This window comes from Luteococcus sp. Sow4_B9, assembly GCF_052116585.1.
Lineage (GTDB): Bacteria > Actinomycetota > Actinomycetes > Propionibacteriales > Propionibacteriaceae > Luteococcus.
Window position 1 is genome coordinate 59,790 of sequence record NZ_JBQKKT010000010.1, and the last position, 26,633, is coordinate 86,422.

A 26,633-nucleotide genomic window follows, 5' to 3' on the forward strand; every position below is an offset into this window, starting at 1 on the left:
GCGCTACTTCTTGTCCGTCTTGACCAGATGCGCGAAGGCGACGGACCGGTCAGGTGAGTGGAAGAGGTCCTGGCAGGTGGTGAGCGTCAGGATCTCCTTGGTGGGGGTCTCCGTCGGCTTGCCGGGAACGGGATCCAGCACCCAGCCACCGTCCACGTCGGCCACGGTGATCTCCGAGGGCGCATTGTCCAGCTGGTAGGTGAAGATCGCGTCGCGGGTCTCGACCTCCACGACCGAACCCTTCTCCAGCTCGAGGAGCCTGCGGAAGGGCTCTCCGTGGGTGACGCGGTGTCCAGCCACCGCAAAGTTGCCCACCTCGCCCGGCTGGGCGGTGTCCTCGTACCAGCCGATGCCCTTGGCGAGCGTCCCATCATCGGTGCCCACCCGGATCGGCCACTCGTAGTCCGCGCCGAAGGCCGGGATGCGCATCAGGGCGATGGCCTCACCGGGGATCGTGCTGGGCTCCTCGGCCGACGAGCCCTTGCCCGTCGAGCTGTTGGCGCGCCAGTCCTGCTTGAGCTCGGTGGCCGCCTGGTCGGCGGCCTTGCGGGAGGTGAAATTGGTGCCGTAGAACTGCCATCCGGCCCACCCCAGGATGCCCAGCCCCACCAGCAGCAGGACCAGTCCAATCACGCTGACCGGGGACGGGCCCCTGCGGCCCCGCCCCCGGCTGGCGTTCGTGGTGGTGCTCACTTCAGGGTGCCGGCCTTCACATTGAGCACGCAGCGATCAGCCTTGTCCACGACCTTGGCCTTCACGGTCAGGTCCACCTTCTTGCCGGGCGCGGCAGCCTTGGAGGTCACCAGGCCGGAGCCCAGCGGAGTGCCGGAATCGTTCTTGAGCCAGATCACCATCACAGCGTAGTCGCGCGCCTTCTTGGTGGAATTCGTCAGCGCAATCTTGGCGGTCTGCTCACCCTTCTCCGTGGGGCAGTCGACGATCTTCACGTCGGCCACTGCGCCCACCGGATCCCCCTTGAAGGTGGGTTCCTTGGGCAGTGGCGGCGCGGTGACGGTGGGCACGGCAGCCGCCGACTTGTCGGTGGCACCGTCGGCCTTCTCGTCGTCCTTGGTGCAGCCGGCGAAGCTCCCGACCGCCAGGAGGGCACAGGTGAGGATCGAGAGGGCCTTCTTGGGGGAAATGGCGGGGTTGGGGGAAGTGGTCACGAGTTCTCCTTCTTCTTTCGTGCCACCAGCATGATGCCCGACAGAGTCGCGATCAAGCCGACAAGCAGGAGTCCCAGGGAAACCTGCGCACCCGTGCTCGCGATGCCCGGGCGATCCGGGCTCGGGGCGCTGCTGGAGGCGGGGGTGGGGGTCACGGAGGGCGCCGGGACGACGACCTCTGGGCTCTCGGCGGGCGCCGACGTGGGCACCGGCGTAGGCGTCACGACCACGGTGGGCTCATCCGTCGGCGTCGGGGTGGGCGTCGGCGTCGGGGTGGGCTCGGGATCCACGGGCATGGGCTCGACGGGCACGGTGACCGAGTCCGTCGGGTCCTCGGGCTGACCGGGGACACCCTTGACCACCGCGATGTTGACCACGCTCCCGGCCGCCACGTCGGCGTCGGTGATGACGTGCTCACCGGTGCAGGTGCGCACCTCGCCGACACCCAGCGGCTGGTCCTGCGCCGGGGTGCAGGTCATGCTGCCCAGCATCGGGTCCTCAACGCTGACATCGGTGAGGACCACGTCGCCGGTGTTGGTGACGACGATGGTGTAGCGGATCGTCTCGCCGACATTCCCGGCGCCATTGCCATTGGCGTCGTCCAGCACCGCGGTCTTGTCGATCGTCACCGACGGGTTGCCCTTCAGCGGCACCACGGCCGTGGCCGGCGGGATCTGCCCGACGGCCGGACTCGTCGCGGTGGCCGTGTTGACCAGCTGGCCGGAGTGCTCCGGATTGGTCACGTCCGACTCGGTGATCACGTGCTCACCGGTGCAGGTACGCACGTCGCCGGGCGCCAGCGGCTGGTCCTGCGCCGGGGTGCAGGTCATGGCGTCGCCGAGCATGGTGTCCGCGATCACCAGGTCCGTAAGGGTCTGGTCGCCGGTATTGGTGGCGGTGATGGTGTAGTGCACCGTCTCCCCCACACTGCCGAAGCCGTCGGCATTGGTGTCGTCCAGCTTCGCCGATTTCACCAGCGTCAGCGACGCATTCGGCCGGGTGGTCACGATGGCCGTGGCCGGCGGAACCTCGGGCACCTGCGGGCTGGTCACGGTGGCCACATTGGCCAGCGAGCCGGCCTTCGCCTCGGCCTCGGTGATCGTGTGGTTGCCGGTGCAGGTGCGCACCGCGCCGACGGCCAGCGGCACGTCGAGCGACGGGCTGCAGACGAGCTCCGGCAGCATCGGATCGGAGACCGTCACGTCGGTCAGGGCCACGTCGCCGGTATTGGTCATGGTCAGCGTGTAGTCGACCACCTCGCCGACCGATCCGGCACCGTCACCGTTCGCGTCGCGCAGGGCGGCGGTCTTGGTGAAGGTCATGTCCGGGTTGGCCTGCGTGGTGACCACGGCATCGTCGGTGACCGGGCCGGGCAGCTGTCCGCCGGTCAGGGTGACCGTGTTGCGCACCGCACCGGCCAGGGCTTCCGCCTGGGTGATCACGTGGCTACCCGTGCACACGGCCTGCTGGTTGACCCCCAGCCCGTCGAGCGACGGGGTGCAGGTGAGCTCCGGCAGCATCGGGTCGGACAGGCGCAGGGTGGTCAGAGGCACGTCGCCGGTGTTGGTGACGGTCACGGTGTAGTCGATGGTCTCGCCCACCGTGCCGACGCCGTCGCCATTGGCGTCGACCAGCGTGGCCGTCTTGTCGAGCATGGCGGCCGGGTTGCCGGTCACCCGCACCACGGAGGTGGCCGGCGGGATCTCGCCGGTGGTCGGGCTGCTGGCGGTGACAGTGTTGGCCACCAGGCCGGCCTTCGCGTCCTCGCTGGTGATGACGTGCGTGCCCGTGCAGACCCTGGCCTCGCCCGCCGGGAGCGGGACGGCCTGAGCCGGCGTGCAGCTCAGCGAGCCGATCATCGGGTCGGTCACGGTGGCGTCCTCGATGGCGACGTCACCGGTGTTCGTCAGGGTGATGGTCCACGTGATGGTCTCGCCCACGCTGCCCAGACCGTCGCCATTGGTGTCGGCGAGCTCGGCCTTCTTCGCCAGGGTGGCGTTCGGGTTGGTGCGGGTGGTGACCACGGAGCTGGCCGTGGGGTCGTCGGGCAGGCCCGGCGCGGTGACGGTGACCACATTGCTGACCGATCCGGCCGCGGCCTCCGCGGCGGTGATCACGTGGGTGCCGGTGCACTCGCGCACGGCGCCGGCCGCGAGCGGCTCGGTGAGGGCGGGGGTGCAGTCCAGCGTCGGGAACATCGGGTCGCTGACGGTCATGTCGGTCAGCGCCACGTCACCGGTGTTGGTGATCCGGATCAGGTAGCTGATGCTCTCGCCGACGGTGCCGACGCCGTCGCCATTGGTGTCCGCCAGGCTGGCGGTCTTGGTGACGGAGGCACCGGGCTGCGGCCTGGTGGGCACCGTGACCGTGTTGGACGGTGTGCTGGGCACCTGCGGACCGCTGAGGGTGGCGGTATTGGCCACGGACCCGGCCTGCGCGTCGGCCTCGGTGATGACATGGCTGCCGGTGCAGGTACGCACGGCGCCCACCACCAGCGGCTCGTCAGCCGACGGGGTGCAGACGAGCTGCGGCAGCATGGGATCGGAGACCTGCAGACCGACCAGGTCGACGTCGCCGGTATTGGTGACGGTGATCGTGTACCCGATCACCTCGCCCACGTTCCCGACGCCGTCGCCATTCGCGTCGGCCAGCGATGCGGCCTTGCTGATGGTGGCGGCGGGCTGCGGCCTGGTGGGCACCGTGACCGTGTTCGACGGGGTGGTGGGCACCTGCGGCCCGCTCAGCGTGGCGGTATTGGCCACGGATCCGGCAGCCGCGTCGGCCTGCGTGATGACGTGGGTGCCGGTGCAGGTGCGCACCGCGTCCACCGCCAGCGGCTGGTCGGCCGCCGGGGTACAGCTCAGCTCGGGCAGCATCGGGTCGTCGACGACGAGCTGCTGCAGCACCGCGTCCCCGGTGTTGGTGACGGTGATGGTGTAGCGGATGCTCTCCCCCACGGTGCCGAAGCCGTCGCCGTTGGTGTCGGACAGAGCGGCCGCCTTCGTGATGGTGGCGGAGGGCTGCGTCGAGGTCGGCACCAGGGCGGTGGCGGTCTGGGTCTGGAGCTGGGTGCCCGTCAGGGTGACGGTGTTCAGCACGGCACCGGCCGCCGTGTCGTCGGCCGTGATCAGGTGCGATCCGGTGCAGACCACGCTCTGCCCCACGGGCAGGGCCTCGGCCAGCGACGGGGTGCAGGCCAGCGACGGGAGCATCGGGTCGGACAGGGCCAGACCGGTCAGCGGGACGTCGCCGGTGTTGGCGACGGTGATCGAGTAGTCGATCGTCTCACCAATGCTGCCGACGCCGTCGTGGTTGGTGTCCACCAGCGAGGCGGCCTTGCTGAGGGCCGCGGTGCGGGTGGGCGTGACGGTGACGGTGGCCGTGTCCTCCACGGGACTGGGCAGCTGCGGGGAGCTGGCGGTGGCGGTGTTCGCCACCTCGCCGCGCAGCACGTCGTCGGTGGTGATGGTGTACGTGCCGGTGCAGACCCGGCTGGCACCCACCAGCAGCGGCTGGTCCGCGTCGCGGCAGGTGAAGTCCGCCAGGCCCGGCATCGGGTCGGTGACGGTGATCTGGTCGAGCGTCACGTCGCCGGTGTTGCGCACGATGACGGTGTAGCTGATCTGCTCACCCACATTGCCCAGCTGGTCGCCATTGGTGTCCACCAGCGCGGCCGACTTGTCCACGGTCATCGCCGGGTTGGTGGAGGCGTCCACCGTGCTGGTGGCGCTGGTGGGCGTGCCGTCCTCGTTCGTCGGGACCTGGGGTCCGGTGACCGTGGCCACATTGGTGACCTTGCCGTCGCGGGCCTCGGCCTGGGTGACCACGTGGGTGCCGGTGCAGGTGCGCACCGCGCCCGGGGCCAGCGGCTGGTCCTGCGCCGGGGTGCAGCTCAGGCGCGGGAGCATCGGGTCGCTGACCAGGACGTCGCGCAGGGTGACGTCGCCGGTGTTGGTGACGGTCAGCGTGTAGGTGATGCTCTCGCCGGTGGTGGCCTTGCCGTCGGCATTGCTGTCGGTCAGCACGGCGTCCTTGGTGAAGGTGACGTCCGGGCTCGGCGTCACCGGGGTGACGACGGTGCTGTCCGGCACCTCGACGGGCGAGCCGTCGGGATTGGTGACAGTCGGGGCGGCGGTGTTGCTGATGCTGCCGGCCTCGGCGTCGGCGGGCTGCACGACGTAGCTGGCGCGGCAGGTCTCGGTCTGGCCGGGGGCCAGCACGAAGGGCAGACTGCGCTCGGCATCGGCCGGGCCACAGACGATGCGGGACAGGCCCACCATGTCGTCGGTCAGCCGCGAGACCGTCGCGGACAGCGCGCCCTCGTTGGTGATGGTGAAGGTGTAGTCCACCGTCTCGCCGGCCTTCGGGGCGACCGCGGTGGTGGTCTTGGTGAAGGTGACCTTGCTGGCCGGGTCCACGGCGACCGTGACGCTGTCGTCGGTGGGCGGCAGCGGCGCGTCGCCGGGCGTGGCCGGGTCATCCGGGTTCGCCGTGGGCGTGGTGCCGCTCAGGGCGACGGTGTTGGTGATGTCACCGGCGTCGAGCTCGGCCTGGGTGACGACGTGACCGGCGGTGCAGATGGCCTGCTGACCGGGCTGCAGGAGCAGCCCGTCGAGGGCGATGCGGCCATTGGCATGGGTCGCGGCCACAGGGGCGCCGTCCACGGTGCAGGCGACGTCCACCAGACCCGGCATCGGGTCGGCCAGGGCCAGGCCACGGGCCACCACATTGCCACTGTTGGCGATGGTGACGGTGTAGTCGATCCGATCGCCGGCGGCGCGCACCACATTGTCCGTGGTGCCCGCGACGGTGGCGGTCTTGTCGACGGTCACCTTCGGGGACTGCGTGGTGAACAGGCGCCTGGTGTTGCGCATCGGGTCCAGCGGCTTGCCGCCCTGGGTGGCGGTCATCACGACGGAGTTGTCCACGATGCCGCGGTCCATGTCCGCCTGGGTGACGGTGTAGGCGGCGGTGCAGGTCATCTCCTCGCCGGGGGCCAGCGTGACCGGGGTGTTCAGCGCCGGGAGCAGGGCGGTGCCGCCGTCCTGCCGGGTGCAGGTGACATCGGTCAGGCCCTCGTGGTCGTCGGTGAGGACGACGTCGTTCAGCGTCTGGTTGCCCGGGTTGCTGGCGACGAAGGTGTAGGTGACCTTCTGGCCCACCTCGGTGATGGTGGTCACGTCGGCGGTCTTGGTGACGGCCATCCGCGCGTCGGCCGGGACGGTGACGATGGTCTCGTCATCGGTCTTCGGGGGCAGCGGCTTGCCCTGCGGGTCCTCGCCGGTGATGGTCGCCACATTGTTCAGCGATCCGGCGTCGAGGTCCGCCTGCGTGGTGGTGTACCAGGCACGGCAGATCACCGAGTCTCCCGGCGGCAGGTCCGCGGGCAGCTCCGGGTAGCAGGTCAGGCCGTCCTCGGCCGACGGCTGCCCGTCGGCGCCGATCTTCTTCAGCCCGGGCAGCGGATCACTGATCTGCACGACGTGCAGGGACACATTGCCCGTGTTGGTGCCGACGAAGGTGTACAGCACGTTCTCGCCCGCGCTGGTGACCAGCGTGTGGTCGGCGGTCTTGGTGATGCCGAAGTCCGGGTTCTGCTCCACGGCAACGGTGGTCGAGCCCTCACCGGGCTGGGCCGGGGTGCCGAAGGGATCGACGCCGGTGACCTTGGCGGTGTTCGGGATGGTGCCGCGGTCCAGGTCGATCTGCGCCGGGCTGAAGTCCGCGGTGCAGGTCATCGTCTCGCCGGGCGCGAGGGTGGTCTTCTGTCCACCGTCGGCGTCCAGGCACTGGATGGGCGTCATGCCCTGACCGGTCTTGGGATCCGCCACCAGCACGTCGTGCAGGGTGACATTGCCGGTGTTGGTGGCGACGAAGGTGTAGCGGATGACATCGGTCAGGGAGGAGACGGCATCCACGTCGGCGCTCTTGCTGAGCGAGAGCGACGGCCGGGACACGCCGGTGACCAGGCTGTCGGCGCTGGCCGTGACGTCATCCGCCGGCTCGGCGGGATCCCCGCCCGGGGTCTCGCTGGTGACGGTGGCCCTGTTCGGCAGCTTGCCGCGGTCCAGGTCGGCCTGCGTCACCTGGTAGGTGGCGGTGCAGGTCATCTTCTGGCCGGGCTCCAGCGACGAGCCGGATCCCGGGGTGCAGGACAGCGCCGAGAGGCCTTCCAGCGGATCACTGATGGTCACGGAGTCCAGCGTCGTGTTGCCCGTGTTCGCGGCGGTCATGGTGTAGGTGACCGTCTCGCCCAGCGTCGTGAAGGTGGCCTTGTCCGGCACCTTGGTGAGGTCCACCTGGGGGGAGCGGTTGGCCGCGACGGTGCTGGTGGCGTCCTTCGGGGTGATGGCCGCTCCGCTGGGGTCATTGCCCACGACGTGTGCCGTGTTGGTGACCCGGCCTCGGTTCACGTCGTCCTGGGTGGCGACGTACTCGACGTCACAGGTCAGCGTCTGGCCGGGCGCCAGGGTGGCCGGCATGTTCTTGTCACAGCCGGTGATGGTGGCCCCCGGGTCCGTGATCACGACGTCGGACGCCGTCACCTTGCCGGAGTTGGTGGCCGTGACGGTGAAGCGGACCGTCTCGCCGGCGGCGGTGACCGTCGAGGTCTGCGCCTGCTTGGCCAGGGACAGTTCGGCGGGGGCATCGGCGGTGATGGTCACGCTGTCGGTGACCTCGGGGGCGTGGTCGCCCAGGAAGCCGCGGGCCGTGGCGGTCACCGTGTTGGTGATGGAGCCACGGTCCATGTCCGCCTGGGTGACCTCGTAGCGGGCGGTGCAGTGGTTGGTCTCACCGGGCGCCCACGACGTCTTCTCGCACTCGATCTGCGACAGGCCCTTGAGCTGGTCACTGATCTGGGTGCCGTAGAGCGTCTTCCAGCCGTTGTTGTACAGGTCGAAGGAGTAGGTGACGGCCTGGCCGACGTGGTCGTACACGTCGATGCTGGCGGTCTTGTCCACCTGCACCCGGGGCCGCTCGTCGGTCTGGGTCAGCGCGGTGGCGGTCTCCACGGGGAAGGGCTCACCGGTGGTCTCCTTGGCAGACAGCGTGGCGGTGTTGGACAGCAGACCACGGTCCACGTCGGCCTGCTTGATGGTGTAGCTGGCCGTGCAGGTCACGCTCATGCCGGGCTGGAAGGCGAGGTCGTAGTTCATCGGCACCTCGATGCCGTAGCCGTCCAGCACGCACTTCAGGTCCGACAGGTCCGCCATGGTGTCCACGGCATTGATGAAGTGGGCGTCCATGTTGCCGGTGTTCTTCACCGTGAAGGTGTAGATCGCCTTGTCCGGCTGCTTGCCCTCCGCCGGGTTGCCGGCACGCCAGTGGCCCTCGACGGGGCTGCCGTCGTCGGCGTGGGTGCTGGAGCCGTCGAAGGCGACGACCTTGACCGACTTGTCGAAGGTCAGCTCCGGGTTGTACAGCGCCGGGACTGTGGTACCGGCCTCGGCCGTGACGGCCTCACCCTTGGGATTCGTCGCGGTGAAGCTCGCCAGGTTCGTCACCTGCCCGTTCTCCAGGTCCTGGTGGTCCACGACGTGCACCAGGGTGCAGGTCATCGTGGCACCGGGCGCGAGGGAGGAACCGGCGGCCGGGGTGCAGGTGAAGGACTCCGAGACCATCGGGTCCGTGATAGTGGCGTTCGCCAGCGTCGCGTTGCCCGTGTTGGTGGCCGTGATGGTGTAGGTGATCTTCTCCCCCACCTTCTGCACCAGCTTCGTGGACGTGGTCTTGGTGAGACTGACCGAGGGATCCTGGTTGGGCGTGACCGTCACCGACGAGGTGTTCGAGGTGACGGGCTCGCCCAGCGGCGTGGTGCCGGTGGCAGTCGCATTGTTCACCAGGGCGCCAGCGTCGAAGGTCTTCTGGTCGAAGACATAGCTGGCAGAACAGAGCAGCTGTTCGCCGGCGGGAAGGTCCACCGGAAGGGCAACGGGCTCCAGGTCCTCATTGGTGCAGGACAGGGCGCCCAGACCGGGGAGCTGGTCCTTGACCGTGACGAAGCGCACGTCCACATTGCCGTCGTTGAGAACGCTGAAGGTGTAATCCACCGGATCGCCGGCCTGCTGCACCGTGGTGGTGCTGGCGGTCTTGGTGAGCTTCAGCGAGGGCTCCTGGGCAGCGGCGACGGAGGCGGTGGCCGTCACGGTGCGGGAGGTGTAGTCGTTGCCGCCGTCCTGCGGCAGCAGCTGGTAGTCCAGGGTGGCCTCGTTGTCGATCCGACCGCGGTTCAGGTCCGCCTGGGTGACGGTGTAGGTGGCGCGGCACGTCATCGTCTGGCCCGGGTCGAGGGTCCCCTCGCCGTCGTTGTCGCAGGTCAGCTCCGACAGGCCGGGCATGGGGTCCGTGATGTGCGGGAAATACAGGCCGAGCGTGCCCGTGTTGACGGCGGTGAAGGTGTAGGTCACCGTCTGGCCCACCTGGCGCACCGAGGTGGTGGACGGCGTCTTGGTGAACTCCACCTTCTCCTCGCCCTGGATGGTGGGCACCTCGTCGGAGGCCCAGATCGGGTCCGTCTCCGGGTCGCCCAGGAAGGTGCCGTCGGGTGCCCGCCCGGTGACCTGGGCGAAGTTCAGGCTGGAGGCGTAGTCGATGTCGGTCTGGATGACGCGGGTGACGGCCACACAGGACAGCTTCGCGCCCGGCGCCAGGGTGGCATTGTTGCCGGGCGTGCAGTCCAGGCTGACCAGGTTGCCCTCCATGCCGGGCTCGGTGATCTCCACCTCGGTCAGGGTGGTGGTGCCGGTGTTGGTGGCGACGACGTCCCAGGTGACCAGCTCGCCGAGTTCCACCGGGTGGCCGGGGTCGCGGGCGGTCTTGACCAGGTCGAGGCTCGGTTCCTGGACGACGGGCACCTCGTCGGTGGCCACGCCCTGGGTGACGGGGTCGCCGCCAATGGGGTCGACGCCGGTGGTCTCCGCGCGGTTGGTGAGGTTGCCGCGGTCGATGTCGGCCTGGACCACGGTGTAGGTGGCGGTGCAGGTGGTCGACGCCCCGACCGCCAGGGTGGTGTTGGCGCAGGTGGCGGGCGTGGTGAGCATCGGGTCGTCGATGCCGACCTCGGCAACCTCCACATTGCCCACATTGGTGACGGTGAAGGTGAAGACCACCGTGTCGCCCGCGGCGCGCACGGAGGCGACGTCGTGGGTCTTGGTCAGCTCCAGCTTGGGCTGGTGGACGGGGATCACCCGGGCGCTGGAGGTGCTGGTCAGGGTGCCCGACGGGTTGGCGGCCGAGGGCCGGACCTGTGCGGTGAGCGTCGCGGTGTTGTCGATGGTCGCCTGGTTCATCTCGTCGGCGGTGACCGTCTTGTCCGCGTAGCAGTGCAGCTCGGCGCCGGGGGCCAGCGGGGCGGTCAGGTCACCGTCGCAGCGCATGTTGGTCAGGCCGGGCATGGTGTCGCTGAGCGCCAGCCCGGTGAGGGTCTCGGTGCCGTCGTTGACGATGTCCAGGGCATAGGTGACCACGTCACCCGCGGCGGCGACGCGCGTGGGGGAGGCGGTCTTGACCAGCCGCACCGACGGCGTGGTCACCGTCTGGATGACGACGGTGTTGGAGCTGACCGACGGGATGGGTCCGGCCGGCGAGCTGGCGCCCACGGTGCCGGTATTGGTGATGGAGCCACGGTCCAGGTCCGCCTGCGTGGCCAGCCGGGAGACTGTGCACTCCTTGCGCGCGCCGGGGGCCACCGGGTCGCCGCCGGTGGCGACGGTGCGGGTGCCGTCGGTGGCGACGAGCTCGCAGGTCCAGGCCCCCAGGCCGTCGATCGGGTCGTCGATCTGGACATTGGTGAGGGTGACATTGCCGGTATTGGTCATCACGAAGGAGTAGGTGATGGGCTCACCCAGCGTGCTGACCGTCTGCTTGTCCGCCGCCTTGGTGAGGGTCATGGCGGGCTGCTGGTCCGGGGTCACGACGGCGCTGGCCTGCGCGGGCTGGGTCCGCTCGCCCTCGGGGTCCAGCGCGGTGGCGGTGGCCGTGTTGGGGATGCGCAGGGCATCGAGCTGCATCTGGCCCACGGTCTTGGTGGCGGTGCAGGAGAAGGACGCACCGGGTGCGAGCGGCGTGTGGACCGTCGCGACGCCGGGCTCGGTCTGGGTCATGTCGGTGCCGGCGGGGCAGCTCAGCGCCGACAGGTCACGCACCGGGTCACGCAGCTCGAAGTCGTGCAGCGTGACATTGCCGGTGTTCTCCACCGTGAAGGTGTAGGTGATCACGTCGCCCACCGCGTCGACCGTGGTGACGTCGGGCGTCTTGGTCAGCTTGAGAGCGGGCTGGTGGTCCACGCCGACGCTCGCCGTGCCGGTGGAGTCGACGGTCGCCCCCGCAGCATCGGTGCCGCGCACCGTGACGGTGTTGTCGATCAGCAGGGGCGTCGGGTCGGCATCGGTGCCCTCAGGCAGGGCCCCGTCCAGATCCGCCTGCGTGGTCGTGTAGGTGGCCTGGCAGACCAGCGTCTTCGTCGGGGCGATGGTGTACGGCGGCAGCACCGCACCCGCGGCCGGGTCCTCACAGGTGATGGCGGTCATGGCTCCGGTGCCGCCATGGGTGAAGACGTCGGACAGGGTGACATCGTGCAGCGTCGAGTTGCCCATGTTGGTCACGGTGAAGGTGTAGTCCACCTGCTGGCCGGCCTTGGTTACAGTCTGCGGGTTCGGGCTCTTGGAGACGCCGATCCGCGTCGTGAGCACGGCCTTCGCGACGACCTCGTTGGAATCGGCCGTGACCGGGGTCTGGAAGGGGTCGGTGCCCTTGACACTGGCGGTGTTGGTGATGTTGCCGGAGTCGAGGTCAGCCTGGGTCACGGCGTACTGGGCGGTGCAGGACATGGTCTGGCCGCTGGCCAGCGTCGAGCCGGCCGACGGGGTGCAGGACATGTTCGCCACCGGCAGGCGGTCCGCGACGGTCACCCCACTGACGGAGACATTGCCGGTGTTGGTGACCAGGAAGCTGTAGGACATCAGTTCACCGACCGTGCCGTACTGGTCCTTGTCCTGGGACTTGGTGATCGTCAGGGCGGGCGCGGCGGCGATGGTGGTGGTCCAGGTGGCGTCATCGGAGATCGTGCCGGTGGGGCCGTCGGCGGTCACCGTCGCGGTGTTCACCACAGTGCCGGCGTCGACGTCGGCCTGGGTGGCCAGACGACTGGCCGTGCAGGTCTTCACGTCGCCGGGCAGCAGGCCGATCGGGCCATTGCCCGGGCTGGTCGAGCCGTCGGCCTGGTGCGTGATGGTGCAGTCCAGGCTGCCCAGGCCGTCGATGGGGTCACTGACGAAGACATTGGACAGGCTGACGTTGCCGGTGTTGGTGGCGACGAAGGTGTAGTCCATCGCCTCCCCGACGGCACTGACGCTGGCCGGTCCCGTCTTCTCCAGCTGCAGACCCGGGGTGCGGACGGCGGTGACCTCGCTGGTGGCCTGCCCCGTGGCGGTCAGGTCACCGTCCGGGTCGTTGGCCGTCACGTTGACCGTGTTGTCGATGCGTCCGTTGTCCAGCATCGCCTGGGTGACCGTGACCACGCCCGTGCAGGTGAAGCTCTCGCCGGGAGCGACATGCGTGGTGGCGGCCGGGCAGGAGAGCTCGTCGGCCGGGATCATCGGGTCGACCAGCTGGAAGTTGGTCAGGGCCACGTTGCCGATGTTGGTGGCGACGAAGGTGTAGGTGACCTTCTCCCCCAGCGTGCTCACGGTCTGCACGCTGGGCGTCTTGGTGATGCTGACGGCCGGGCTGTGGTCCACCTGGATGGCCACCTGGTCCACGTCCTGCACGGTGGTGCCTGCATTGTCGACGGCGGCGGCCGTGGCCTCGTTCGCGATGCCGACCTGGCTGCCCGGGTCCGCGGTGTCGATGTCGTCCTGGGTGACGGTGTAGCTGGCGGTGCACTTGACCACCGCACCCGGCGCCAGGGTGGTGGTGCCGCCGCAGTCGAGGGCGCTCATCCCCGGCTTCGGGTCCGTGACCGTCAGGTCCTTGAGGGTGGAGCTACCGGTGTTGGTGACGGTGAAGGTGTAGGTGATCACCTGACCGGCCCTGGTGACCGTGGTGGTGTCGGCGGTCTTCACCAGGTCCAGCTGGCTGACCAGGGTGGCCGTGCTGACCACTTCGTCGCTCGGGTCGCTGACCCGTTCACCGGTCGGGGGCTGGCCGCTGCCGGTGGCGATGTTCTTCACACCCAGCGCGTCGAGGTCGGCCTGGGTGACGGTGTGCTGCGCCTGGCAGGTCATACTGGCGCCCTGTGCCAGGGGGCTGCCCTGCGCCGGGGTACAGGTGACGTTCTCGGTGGCCACCGGGTCGGCCATCCGCACGTCGCCCAGGGTGACGTTGCCGGTGTTCTCCAGCACGATCGTGTAACCCAGCACCTCGCCGACGTGCGAGAAGCTGGTCTTGTCGACGACCTTGGTGGTCTGCAGGGACGGGCTCTGCGTCGTGGTGACGACGGCCGTCGCCTGGGCCGGAGGCAGCGCGCCGGCGGTCGAGTCGGCGGTGACCTCCGCGACGTTGACGATGGTGCCGGCGTCGAAGTCCGCCGCGGTGGCCGGGTAGGTGGCGGTGCAGCGCTTGGTCTCGCCCGGGGCCATGGCCGTCGGGCCGTATCCGTTGCGCTCGGTGCCGTCGACGGCGACGATCACGCACGTCGGGGCCGCGACGAACTGGGCCTCGTGCGGATCGGTGATGTTGACGTGGCTGAGGGTCAGGTTGCCGTCGTTGACCACCTCGAAGGTGTAGGTGACCAGGTCACCGATCTTCTCGACGGACGCCACGTCCGTGGTCTTGGTGAAGCTCAGGTGCGGCTTGGCCTCGGCTGTGGCGATCGCCGTGTCCTGCACGGCGGTCAGCGAGCCGTCGGGTGCTGCACCGGTCAGCGTCGCGGTGTTGGAGACGCTGCCGTGGTCAACCTCGTCCTGGGTGACGGTGTGGGTGTAGGTGCAGGTGGAGGTCCTTCCCGGGGCCAGCGACATCGTGCAGTCACCGCCGAGCATGGCGGCCTTGGCCTCGGGCGGCAGCAGGGCGTCGTCGAGCTGGCGGACCGTCAGGGTGACGTTGCCGGTGTTCCTGGTCACCAGCGTGTACGTGAGCACGTCACCTGCCTTGGCAAAGGTGCTGGGCGAGACCGTCTTGTCCAGGGTGGCCGACGAGTCGGGCACCACGGGGAGGGTGTGCTCGTCGGTGGCCGTGGCCTCGGTGCCCGCCGGGTCCTTGACGGTGGCGGTGGCCGTGTTGGCCAGCAACTTGCCCGGGTCGTCCATGTCGGTCTGGGTGACCGTGTAGCTGGCCGTGCAGGTGGCCGATGCGCCGGGCGCGATGCTTCCCGCGGGGCAGGCGACCGGAAGGGTCGCCTTGCCGGCACCAGCGGTGAAGGTGTCGACGACGGCAGGGCTGTCCACCGACACATTGCCGGTATTGGTGATGGTGAAGGTGTAGTCGATGACCTGGCCCGCCGCGGTGACCTCGGCCGTCTTCGCGGCCTTGTCCACGGTGATCTGGGGCCGCAGGGAGGCAGTCGAGACGACGGGGTCGGAGTCATCGGCCAGGAGCCCCGACGCGGAGTCAGCGGCGACGTGGGCGGTGTTGCTGACCTGCTTCGCGTCGAGGTCTGCCTGGGTCACGGTGTAGGTGGCCAGGCAGCTCATCTGGGCACCACCGGCCAGCGTGGTGGTGGCGGTCAGCGCCGGGGTGCAGTCCAGGTCCGACAGGCCCGCGAGGTCGTCGACGACCGTGATGTTGCTGGCGGTGACGTTGCCGGTGTTGGTGACCAGGATCTCGTAGTGCAGCGCGTCGCCGACCGCGGCATAGGTGGGCTTGTCGACGGTCTTGGTGACCTCGATGCCGCCCGTGCGCTCCGCCGTGACGGTGGCGGTGGACTCGCCGGACGGGCCCGCGGTGTTGTCGGCCAGGACCGTGCTGATCTTTGCGGTGTTCACGATGCTGCCGGCATCCAGGTCCGCCTGGGTGACCACGAGGCGGGCCGTGCAGGTGCGGGTGACGCCGGGTGCCAGGGTGGTGGCGCTGGGCGTGCAGCTGATCTCGGTGAGGCGGCTGCGCATCGGCTCGTCGACGGTGAGGCCGTAGAGCGTGACATTGCCGGTGTTGGTCTCGGTGAAGGTGTAGTCCACCACGTCGCCGACCTTCGTGACCGTCGTCGGGTTGGCCTGCTTGGTGAAGACCAGCCCCGGGGTCTGGGCGGTCTTGATGCTGGCGCTGGCGGTGTCGGTGGAGACGACGCCGGTCAGGTCGGTGCCGGTGACGGTGGCGGTGTTGTCCAGGGACTTCAGGTCCAGCTGGCCCTGGTCGACGGTCAGCGTCGCGCGGCAGGTGGTCTGCTCGCCGGGCTGCAGCACGGTGGCCTCGCAGGTGACGGCGGACAGGTTCTTCATCGGGTCCGTAACGGTGACGTCGTTCTGCGCGACGTTGCCGGTGTTGGTGACGGTGAAGGTGTAGTCCACCAGGTCGCCGACGGCGTCCACGGCACCGTCGCGCGCGACGGCCGTCTTGGTCAGGTCGATCGACGGCTGGTGCGGCGCCTCGACGCTGGCCGACGCCTTGTCGGTCAGGGCCACGGTGTTGCCGCCGTTGACGGTGTTGCCGGTGACGACGGCGGTGTTGGTGAAGCTGCCGGCGTCGACGTCGGCCTGGGTGACCGTGTACGTGGCGGTGCAGGTCATCTGCGACGGGCTCTCCGGGTCCGGGGTGCCGTCGCCATTGGCGTCGGGCGTGCCGACCAGCGACGTCGACGGGCAGGTGACCGCCGACAGGCCGGGCATCGGGTCGGCGATGGCAAGGTCGGTGATCGTCGACAGGCCCATGTTGGTGAGCAGGAAGGAGTAGGTGACCACGTCGCCGGCCTTGCCGACGGTGCGCGGGCTCGCCTGCTTTTCCAGGGCGATGCCGACGGCTCCGAAGTAGCGCACCGTGAGGACCGCGGAACTGGTGGCGTCGTGGCTCGTGCCCTGGTTGTCGACGCCGCGACCGGTGGCCTCGTTGACGATGCTGCCTGCCGTGATGTCGGCCTGCGTGACCGCATAGGCGCCCGAACAGGTCATGGTGGCACCGGGGGCAAGCGTCGAACCCATCGCCGGTGTGCACTCGAACGTGGCGGCCGGCAACTTCTTGTCGATGATCTGGACGTCGTTCAGGTCCACGTTGCCGGTGTTCCTGGCATTGATCGTGTACGTGATCACCTGGCCGACGCGGTTGTAGGTCTGCGCGCTGGCGCGCTTGGTCATCTCGAAGTCGGGCTTCGGGATCAAGTAGACCGTCTCCTGGGCCGAAGCCCGCGGCAGCGCGGTGCCGTCGGGCGTGGTGGCGTCGACGTAGGCGGTGTTCGGCCAGTCGATGCCCGTGGTGGAGGTGTCGGGGTCCGGCACCTCGAAGTCGGCCTGGAGGAAGGTGCGCTTGCCGTGGCAGACCTTCTGCTGGCCCGGCAGCAGGTCCACCGCTCCGGGGGCGTCCAGCGCGCGACTGCCGTCGGCGTTGAGCACGTAGCAGTCGTACAGGCGCTTGTCCGTGGACTCCTGGGAGATCTGCGGGTCATTCATGAAGACGTTCTTCAGCGTGACATTGCCGGTATTGGTGACCACCAGCTTGTACACGACGGCCTGGCCGATCCGGTCGACGGTGGTGTCGTCGGCGGTCTTGGTGAAGGTCCAGGACGGCTTCGCCTCGGAGGTGACGGTGTCACTGCCCTGCGCCGGGGGCACGGCTGCGCCGGTCTGGGTGGTGCCGGTGGCTGTGGCGGTGTTGGTGAAGCTGCCGGCGTCGACCTGTCCCTGGGTGGCGACCCAGTCCCTGGTGCAGGTCATCTCTGCGCCGGGCGCCAGGCTGGTTCGCGGGCAGCTGATGGCGGTCGGGGTGAACATCGGGTCTGACACGACGATCTCGTTGATCGTGGTGTTGCCGGTGTTGCGCACCACGAAGGTGTAGGTGACCGGGTCCCCCACGGCGGCGACGCTGTCCACCGAGGCGGTCTTGACGACCTCCAGGGAGGGGGCCTGGCTGAAGCGCAGGACCGCCGTGCCCTCGGCACCGACCTCGGTGCCCGCGACGTCGGTGGCGGTGGCCTTCGCGGTGTTGCGCAGGGTCCCGGCATCGGCCATGGCCTGGGTGGTGGTCAGCGTGGCGGTGCAGGTGGTCTTGTCGCCGGGGGCCAGCGTCGTCACCGGGCAGCTCACGGCCGACAGGCCGGGCAGCGGGTCGGCGACAGCCAGGTTCTTGACCGTGACATTGCCGGAATTGGTGATGGCGAAGGAGTAGGTGACCACGTCGCCCGCCTTGGCGACGGGATTCGGGGAGGCGGTCTTGGTCATCGTGATCGCCGGGTTCAGCGTCGCGGTGACGGTACGCGTGGCGGTCAGGTCGATGGCCGCTCCGGTGGGCGGCTGGCCGGTGGCGGACGCGCTGTTGATGAACTTCTGCGCGTCGAGGTCGGCCTGGGTGATGGTGTGGCTGGTGGTGCAGCGCATCGACTTGCCGGGGGCGATGGTGGCGCCCGCCGCCGGGGTGCAGGCCAGGGCGCCGATGCCGGCGCTCGGGTCCGTGATGGACACATTGGTCAGGTCCACATTGCCGGTGTTGGCGTAGACGAGGGTGTAGTTGACCACCTGGCCGACGCGGTTGTAGGTGCTCAGGTCACTGGTCTTGGTGAAGGTGGCGCTGGGTTTCTGGTCCGCGGTCACCATCTGCGAGGAGCTGAGCGGAGGCATGGCCGTCCCGTTCGGCTGCTTGGCGTTGACGGTGGCGGTGTTGGGGATCGTGCCCTGGTTGAGGTCGTTCTGGGTGACCGAGTAGACGGCGGTGCACTGCTTGTACTCGCCGGGGAAGAGGGTGACGGCACCGGTGCCGGCGCGCAGGTCGGTGCCGGCGCTGGAGTGGATGCGGCAGGACAGCGTGCTCAGACCGGTGGAGGTCATCGGGTCGGTGACCAGCACGCCGCCCAGCGTGACATTGCCGGTGTTGGTGACTCGGAAAGTGTAGGTGAGCTGCTCGCCGACGGTGGTGACGGTCGTCTTGTCGACGGTCTTGGCGAAGGTCCAGGCCGGGTTCTGCGGGGCGGTCAGGGTCAGCGTGTCGGTGCCGGTCGTCTTGACGCCCGTCGGAGAGGTGGCCGTGGCTGTGGCGGTGTTGGTCAGCTTGCCGGCGTCGACGTCGGCCTGCCGGACGGTGTAGCTCGCCGTGCAGTCGGTGGCCGCGCCGGGAGCCAGGGCAGTCACCGGGCAGCTGATCGGTCCCAGGCCCGGCAGCGGGTCGGTGACGACGATCTGGTTGAGCTGGACATTGCCCTCGTTGACCAGGTGGAAGGTGTAGTTGATGGTCTGGCCGACGGCGGGGACCTGGGCCTGGTCAGCGGTCTTGTCGACGGTCAGCTTCGGGCTCTGGGTGACCTGGACGGTGGTGCCGCCCGACGCCTCGACGGGTGTCCCGGCCGGGTCGGTGCCCTTGACCTGGACCGTGTTGGGGATGTTGCCCCGGTCCAGGTCCGCCTGGGTGACCTTGCGGGTGGCGGTGCACGTGGTGTCCTTGCCCGGCGCCAGTGCGTAGGCATCGCAGGTGATGGCGGACAGTCCGTCGATGGGGTCGACGATCTGGCCATTGGTGATGGTCACGTTGCCGGTGTTGCGCACCACGAAGGTGTAGGTGACGGTCTGGCCCAGGGTGGTGACGGTCGTCGGGTTGGCGGACTTCGCCACGGTCAGGCTGGGCTTGGGCAGGGCGACGAGTTCACGGCTGGCCGTCTCGGTGAGGGCCGCTCCCCCGGGTGGCGTGGCCCTGCCGGTGGCGGTGTTTCGGATCTTCAGCGCGTCCAGGTCCGCCTGGGTAACGGAGTAGGTGGCGGTGCAGCGCATGGCTTCGCGCGGCGCCAGGGAGGAGCCGGCGGCCGGGGTGCAGGACAGGGCCGACAGGCCGGGGTGCGGGTCGGTAATGGTGGCATTGGCGAGCGTCACGTTGCCGCTGTTGGTGAGGACCATCGTGTAGGTGACCTGCTGGCCCACGGCCGAGTAGTTCTGCGTGTCGGCGGTCTTGGACAGGGTGACGGCGGGATTCAGGGTCGCCGTCGACGTCTCGCTGTCGGACATCGGCGGCAGTGCCGTGCCGGCCGCGTCGTTGGCCGTCACCGTCGCCGTGTTGACGATGGTCCCGGCGTCGATGTCCGCCTGCTTGACCGAGTATGTGGCCGTGCACAGCTTGGTCTCCCCCGGTGCCAGGGCGATCGGGCCATTGCCGGTGCGCAGCGGGTTGTTCGCCGCATCGACCACCTGGCAATTGAAGGAGCTCAGGCCGCGGGCGGTCATCTCGTCGGTGACGGAGACACCGGTCAGGGTGACATTGCCGGTGTTGGTGGTGCGCACCGTGTAGGTCAGCAGGTCGCCGGGCGCGGCATAGGCCAGCTTGTCGACGGACTTGTCGACGGTGAAGGCCGGGCGCTGCGTCACGCCGATGGTGACGGTGTCGCTGGCCGGGGTGATTGCGACATTGGTGGGCGAGACGCCCTTGACGGTGGCGGTGTTGGACAGCGTCGGCCTGTCCAGGTCCGACTGGCGGGTGGTGTAGCCGGCGGTGCAGGTCATCGACTCCCCCACGGCCAGGGTGGTGGCGGGGCAGGAGATGGCGGACAGGCCCTGCATCGGGTCCGTGACGGTGATGGCATTCGCGGTCACGTTGCCGGTGTTGGTCACCACGAAGCTGTAGCCGATGGTCTGGCCGACGGCGTCGATCGTGGTGCGCGAGGCCTGCTTGTCGACGGACAGGGCCGGGCTCTGGCTGACATTGGTCGTCGACGACGAGGTGCGTGGGGTGATCGGGTTGCCCTGCGGGTCATTGGCGGTGAGCGTCGCGGTGTTCGGGATGTTGCCGCGGTCGATGTCCGCCTGGGTGACGGTGTAGCTGGCCGTGCAGGTGGTCTGGGAGCCCGGGGCGAGGGTGCTCGTGGGGCAGGTGACAGGGCTGAGTCCCACCATCTTGTCCGTCACCTGGACCGTGCCAAGGGTGACATTGCCGGTGTTGTTGACCAGGAAGGAGTAGGTGATGACGTCGCCGGCCTTGCTGACGGTGCTCGGCGAGGACGTCTTGACGAGGGTGGCGTTCGGACTGGGCACCGAGGTCATGGTGTTGGTGGCCGTGGTGGTGACGGTCTTGCCCTTGGGATCGACGCCGCTGATGGTGGCCGTGTTGGTCAGGGAGCCGGCGTCGAGGTCCGCCTGGGTGATCGCGTAGGTGGCGGTGCAACTGATGCGTCCACCCGGCACCAGCGTGCTGCCCTGGGCGGGGGTGCAGGTCAGGGCGGACAGGCCCTTCATCGGATCGCTGACCCGGACATTGGTCAGGTCGACATTGCCGGAGTTGGTGCCCTCGAAGGTGTAGGTGATGACGCGGCCCAGTGTGCGGTAGTCGGTCTGGCTCGCCATCTTGCTCAGCGACAGTGCCGGCGCCTGGGTGGCGGTCACCAGCGCGGAGGCCGATGCGGTCACGTCGTCGGCGGTGTCCGCGGTGTTGCCGCCGGGGCGTTCGGCCCGCACCTGGGCGGTGTCCGGGATGCTGCCGGCGTTCAGGTCGTTCTGGGTCACCGAGTAGGTGGCGGTGCAGGTCAGCGAAGCGCCGGGCGCCAGGTTCTGCTGGGCGGGGCAGGCGATGCCGGACAGGCCGGGGTGCGCGTCGAGCACCTTGCCGGAGCTCAGGGTGACGTTGCCGGTGTTGGTCACCAGGTAGCTGTAGGTGATGACCTGGCCGACGGTGGCGACGGTGGTGGTGCTGGGGGTCTTGGTGAGCGACATGCTGGCGGTCTGCGTCGAGGTGACGGTGGCCTGCGCGGTGACCGGTGTGATGGCGCTGCCCGCGGGAGTCTGGGCGTTCACGGTGGCGGTGTTGACCACCTTGCCGGCGTCCAGGTCCGCCTGCGTCGAGGCGCGGGTACCGGTGCAGGTCATCGTGGCGCCCGGCGCCAGGGTCGAACCGGCGGTGGGGGTGCAGCTCAGCGCGGTGCTGGCGATCAGGTTGTCCGTGATCCGCACATTGCCGGCGTCCACATTGCCGGTGTTGGTGGCGACGATGGTGTAGGTCACGGGCACGCCGACCGCCGAGACGGTGGTCGGGTTGGCCGTCTTGGCCAGGCTGAGCGTGGTGTTCTGCGTGATGTTGACCGTCGCCGACGAGGTCAACGGGTCCAGGGTGGTGCCCTTGGGGTCCTTGGCCGTCAGGGTGGCGGTGTTGACCAGCTTGCCCGCCGGGGTGTTCAGGTCCTGCTGCGTGGTGGTGCGGGTGGCGGTGCAGGTGGTGCTCGCGCCGGGCGCCAGGGTGGTGGCGGGGCAGGTGATGGCGGACAGCCCGGGCATCGGGTCCGTGACGGCGACGGAGTTCACCGTGACATTGCCGGTATTGGTGACCACGAAGGAGTAGGTGACTGCGTCGCCCACCTTGGAGACGCGCGTCGGGGTGGCCGTCTTGGTGAAGGTCATCGACGTGGCCTGCGTGGCGCTGACCACCGCGCTGGCGGTCCGAGGCGCCAGCGCGGTGCCGGCCGGCTCCGTGGCGCCGCCGGTGGCGGTGTTGAGGATGCTGCCGGCGTCCAGGTCTGCCTGGGTCGTGGTGTAGGTGCCGGAGCAGGTCATGGTGGCGCCGGGCGCGAGGCGGCTGCCCTGCGCCGGGGTGCAGGAGGTCCAGCTGGTGACCTTCGGGTCCGTGATGGTGGCGTTGCCCAGCGTCACGTTGCCGGTGTTGGTGAGCACGACGGTGTAGGTGATCGGCTTGTTGACGGCCGTCACGGTGCCCGGGCTGGCGCTCTTGGCCAGCGTGAAGGCCGGGGTCTGGGTGCCGGTGGCGGTGACGCTCGCGGTGCTGGTGACGGCCTGGCCGGTGGGGGTGGTGCCCTTGGCGGTGGCTGTGTTGGTCAGCGTCCTGGCGTCCATCTCGGCCTGGGTGATGGTGTGCGAGCCGGTGCAGGTGATCCTGGCGCCCGGGTCCAGGGTGACGGCGCCCGACGGGGTGCAGGTCAGCGGCGACCCGCCGGTGAACATCGGGTCCGTGACGGTGGTGTTGGTCAGGCTCACATTGCCGGTGTTGGTGGCGGTGATCGTGTAGCTGATCACGTCGCCGGCCTTGGTGAAGGTCGTGGTGCTGGCGGTCTTGGTGGTGCTCAGCGACGGCGTCGAGGCGGCCGTGACCACGGCGCTGGACGTGCGGACCAGGTCCGCGCCGGCGGGCGGGGTGAGGGTGACGGTCGCGGTGTTGTTGATGGTGCCGGCGTTCACGTCGGCCTGGGTGGCGGTGTAGCTGCCCGTGCAGGTGGTGCTCTGGTTCGGCTGGAGCGCCGCACCGGCCGCGATGGGGGCGCAGGTCAGCGGCAGCTTGGGGTCCGCGACGCGCAGGTTGGTCAGCGTGGTGTTGCCGGTGTTGGTGACCACGACGGAGTAGGTGACCTTGTCACCGGCCTTGGTGACCTGCAACGGGGTGACGCTCTTGACGGCGGTGAAGCCCGGGTTCTGGCTGGCCGTCACCTTGGCGGTGGTGGTGGAGGTGACCGTCCCGCCGTTCGGGGTCTTGCCGGTGGCGGTGGCCGTGTTGTTGATGGCACCCGCGTTGATGTCGGCCTGGGTGGTGGTGCGGGTGGCCGTGCAGGTGGTCTGGGCATTGGGGGCCAGGCTGCCGCCCAGCGCGGTGGGGGTGCAGGACAGCGCGGACAGACCGGCCATCGGGTCCGTGATGGCCAGCGAGGACAGCGTCACATTGCCCGTGTTCTTGGCGACGAAGGTGTAGGTGACCACCTGGCCGGCGGCCGTCGCCTGCGACGGGTCGGCGGACTTGGTCAGGCTCAGCGCCGGAGCGGCGGTGGCCGTGATGACCTTGGTGGCGGTGGTGTTCACCGCGGTGCCGTGGCTGTCGGTCGCGGTGGCGGTGGCGGTGTTGGTGATGGTGCCGCGGTCGACGTCGGCCTGGGTGCTGGTGTAGCTGCCGGTGCACGTCATCTTGGTGCCCGGGGCCAGCTGCGATCCCTGCGCCGGGGTGCAGGTGCCCATCACCAGGCCGGTCATCGGGTCCGTGATCCGGGCATTGTTCAGGGTGGTGTTGCCGGAATTGGTGGCCACCAGGGTGTAGGTGATGGCCTGGCCGGCGGCGGTGACGCTGTCGCGGCTGGCCGTCTTGGCCAGGGCGATGGCCGGGCCGGCGGCCGGGCTGATCACCCAGGAGGCCTGGCCGGTGATCGCGGTGCCGCTCGGCGGCTGGGCGTTGGCGGTCATGGTGTTGTTGATGGAACCGCCGTCGATGTCGGCCTGGTTCACGGTCAGCGTCGCGGTACAGGTGAGCACCTCGCCCGGCTTGAGGGTGGCGGGCATCGTCGGGGTGCAGGTGCGGTTGGCCAGACGTGTCATCGGGTCGGTCATCTGGACACCGGAGAGCGTGGTGTTGCCGGTGTTGGTGGTGCTGAAGGTGTAGGTGACCACCTGGCCGACGGTGGCGAAGGTGGTGGCGTCGGCCTTCTTGGAGACCGCGATGGTGGACTTCTGGGTGGCGGTGACGGTGGCCGTGTCCGTCGCACTCACCGCAGTGCCCTTGGGGCTGGTGGCGGTGACGGTGGCGGTGTTCGCGACGGAGCCCTTGTCGATGTCCGCCTGGGTGGTGGCGCGGGTGGCGGTGCAGGTGAGCACGGCCTTGGGGGCCAGGGTGGTGGGGATGGACACCACGGCGCCGGAGGCATTGCGGCAGGTGAGCACCGACAGGCCCGTCATGGGGTCCTTCGGGGTCACGCCGGACAGCGACGTGTTGCCGGTGTTGGTGATGGCGAAGGTGTAGGTGACCAGCTGCCCGACGGTGGTGACGGTGGCCGGGGAGGCGGTCTTGTCGATGCCGATGGCGGGCTGCTGCGCGGGGGTCAGGGTGACCGTGGCGGTACCGGTGGTGGTCGACCCGTCACCGGCCGTGCCGGAGGCCGTCGCGGTGTTCTTCAGGGTGCCGGCGTCGACATTCGCCTGGGTCACCGTGTAGCTGCGGTTGGGTGTGCAGGTGGTGGTCTCCCCCGCCGCCAGGCTCGTCGCGAAGCAGGTGATGGTGGACCCGCTCAACAGCGGGTCGGCCACCGAGATGCCGGTCAGCAGGCCGGAGCCCGTGTTGGTGACGGTGAAGGAGTAGTCCACGGTGTCCCCGGCATCCAGCACGCCGTTTCCATTGAGGTCATTGGTCTTGGCGGTCTTGTTCACCTGCAGGGACTTGTTGTCCACGTCCACCTGGCTGCTGGCGGTCACGGTCTGCCCCGACGGGGGTGTGGCGACGACGGTGGCGTGGTTGGTCAGCTTGCCGGCGCTGGCCGTGGTGAAGGGGGTGACGGTGCAGGTGACGGTCTTGGTGGCCCCGGGGGCGAGCGGGCCGACATTGGCCTGGTTGCACGCCGCGAATTCCGGGTCGGTCAGGGAGATGGTGTTCAGCGTCGAGCTGCCGGTATTGGTGACGGCGAAGCTGAAGGTGACCTGCTCCCCCACATTCACGATCGCCTTGTCGACGGTCTTGGTGAGCTTGACCGCCGAGGCCTCCACCGTGGGAGCATTCGGGTCGGTGGGGGTGATGCCGGCGGTCAGCGGGACGGTGATCGTCGACGAGCTGGTGGCCTTGGCCGTACCGGTGGCGGTGAAGCCATTGGTCGTCGTGGTGGTGATGGCCGAGGGCCCCAGGCACTCGTAGGTGTACTTGGTGCCCGCCTGGACCAGCGGGATGGTCTTGGTGCAGGCCGGGGCATTGGGGTCGTTGACCTGGATGTTGAAGATGTCGGCGCTGCCGGTGTTGTTGACGGTGAAGACCCAGGTGGGGACGGTGCCGCTGGGCACGTCGGGATACTTGGCGGCCTTGGTGACCTCCCACTTGCCGATCAGCACCTTGGAGTCATTGGACGAGCTCACCGGGATGCCGGTACCGGTCTGGCCGATGACCTTGGCATTGTTCGTGTACGGCTCCGTGGTGATGGACGCCACGCAGGTGTACTCCACCGAACCACCCGCGGGCATGACACCGGTGGTGACCTTGAAGGTGGAGTTGATCAGCGCGGTCATCTGCGCCTCGGTGCGAGCACAGCCGGCCACCAGCGCGTCGGTCACCGAGATCTTCTGCAGGGCAACGGAGCCGGAGTTGAAGACGGTGATGCGGAAGCTCGGCGCCGAACCCGGTGCGTAGGCCGCATCCTGTTCACCATTGGCGGCGGTCTTGGTGATCTTGATGTCGGCCACCGGCACCGAGACGATGGTGTTGCTGAGCAGGAAGGAGTCACCGACGGTCTTCACGTACAGGGTCAGCGTCGAGTCGCCCGCCACCAGGTTGGGAATGAGCGCAGTGGTGGTGTTCACGCTGGCGTTGTAGAAGGTGGAGGTGCTGGCGGGGGCATAGGCCACCGAGCCGTCGGCCTCTCCGACGAAGTAGTTGCCGGTGCGATTGGTCGTCGGGTTGACGATCTCGGCCTTGGTCGGGTTCGTGGTGTCGGTGTAGGAGACGGTGTCGCCCGTGATGCCGGCGTCGCCCTCGAAGGCCACCGTGCCCATCTTGGCGCCCGCCCCCTGCGGCTGCAGGTTGGTCATCTGCATCGTGGTCTCGGCATCGCCCTCGAACTTGCGCTCGTAGCCGTCGAAGACGTAGACCATGCGCCGCTGGGAGGCGTTGGGCTGGGTGCTGTCATAACTGCCGAAGTCGTAGACCAGCTCCAGGGCCCAGCCGCCGTAGCAGCCATAGCCCTGGGGGGTCCACACATTGCCCACCGTGACGGTCTTGGAGGTTCCGTCACCCACCACGCCGGCGAACTGGGCCAGCACGTCCGCCTCGGCGGAGTAGTAGTAGGACTGGCCGCTGATCAACGCGGTGTTGCCCACGTCGGTGGTGTAGTTCGTCGGCGCATAGGCCGAGGTCTTGCCGTTCAGGCTGACCTGGATGGACTGGGTGCTCGGGCTCGAGGTGGCGGGCGAGGGCGGCAGAGTGGCGGGCCGGTCGCTGGCCGCGGTGCAGGTGGTGCCCCCCGTCCAGCCCCTGGCCCCGCCGGTGTTGCCGGACCAGATCACCTTCGCGGCCACGACGGAGGCCCCCTTGGGAATGGTGTAGGTCGCGCGGCTGGAGTTGAAGGTGGCCGAGGAGCCGTCCACGTCGACCATGGTCATTCGGTAGAAGTCGTTGACGACGTTCGGGTCCGTGTTGCCGCCGAAGAGGTAGTCCGGCGAGTAGCCGTAGTAGTAGTTGTAGGAGGTGGTGGTCATCACGCCGTTGCCGACGAGGACGAAGTCGCCGTGCACGTCATAGGTGCCGGTTCGGGTCATCGGGTCGACGGTGAGCGCCTCCGCCCTCGGATCTGGGGTGACCAGGCCGAGGGGCACCACCAGCACGAAGGCAAGCAGCAGCATCAGCCGGCGACGCGCGGGGCCGAATGACACAACTCACTCCATTGCTCCCCCGAGCCGATTCCGTATGCCACCCGACATGGGCAGCTCTCGGCAATCTTGACAGCTGGAGGGG

The 26,633-nt window shown here is 69.0% G+C and carries 3 protein-coding genes; all 3 read right to left on the reverse strand.

Translation table 11 applies throughout. The features are described 5' to 3' along the window. Positions 1-3 precede the first annotated feature (3 nt). Genes ACTQ49_RS08280 through ACTQ49_RS08290 form a run of 3 tightly spaced genes read right to left on the reverse strand, consistent with a single transcriptional unit; the run spans position 4 to position 26,551 of the window. Complete coding sequence (locus ACTQ49_RS08280) at positions 4-693, reverse strand: class E sortase (RefSeq protein ID WP_441827372.1); 690 nt, start codon at positions 691-693, stop codon at positions 4-6. Continuing rightward, the gene (locus ACTQ49_RS08285; protein ID WP_441827373.1) at positions 690-1,166 is read right to left on the reverse strand and encodes a hypothetical protein; all 477 of its coding nucleotides are present in this window, start codon (positions 1,164-1,166) and stop codon (positions 690-692) included. The genes ACTQ49_RS08280 and ACTQ49_RS08285 overlap by 4 nt, the downstream gene beginning before the upstream one ends. Next, positions 1,163-26,551 (reverse strand): DUF7507 domain-containing protein, encoded by a 25,389-nt coding sequence (locus ACTQ49_RS08290; RefSeq protein ID WP_441827374.1) that lies wholly within the window; start codon positions 26,549-26,551, stop codon positions 1,163-1,165. Before ACTQ49_RS08290 ends, ACTQ49_RS08285 begins: the two co-directional genes overlap by 4 nt. Positions 26,552-26,633: the final 82 nt, after the last annotated feature.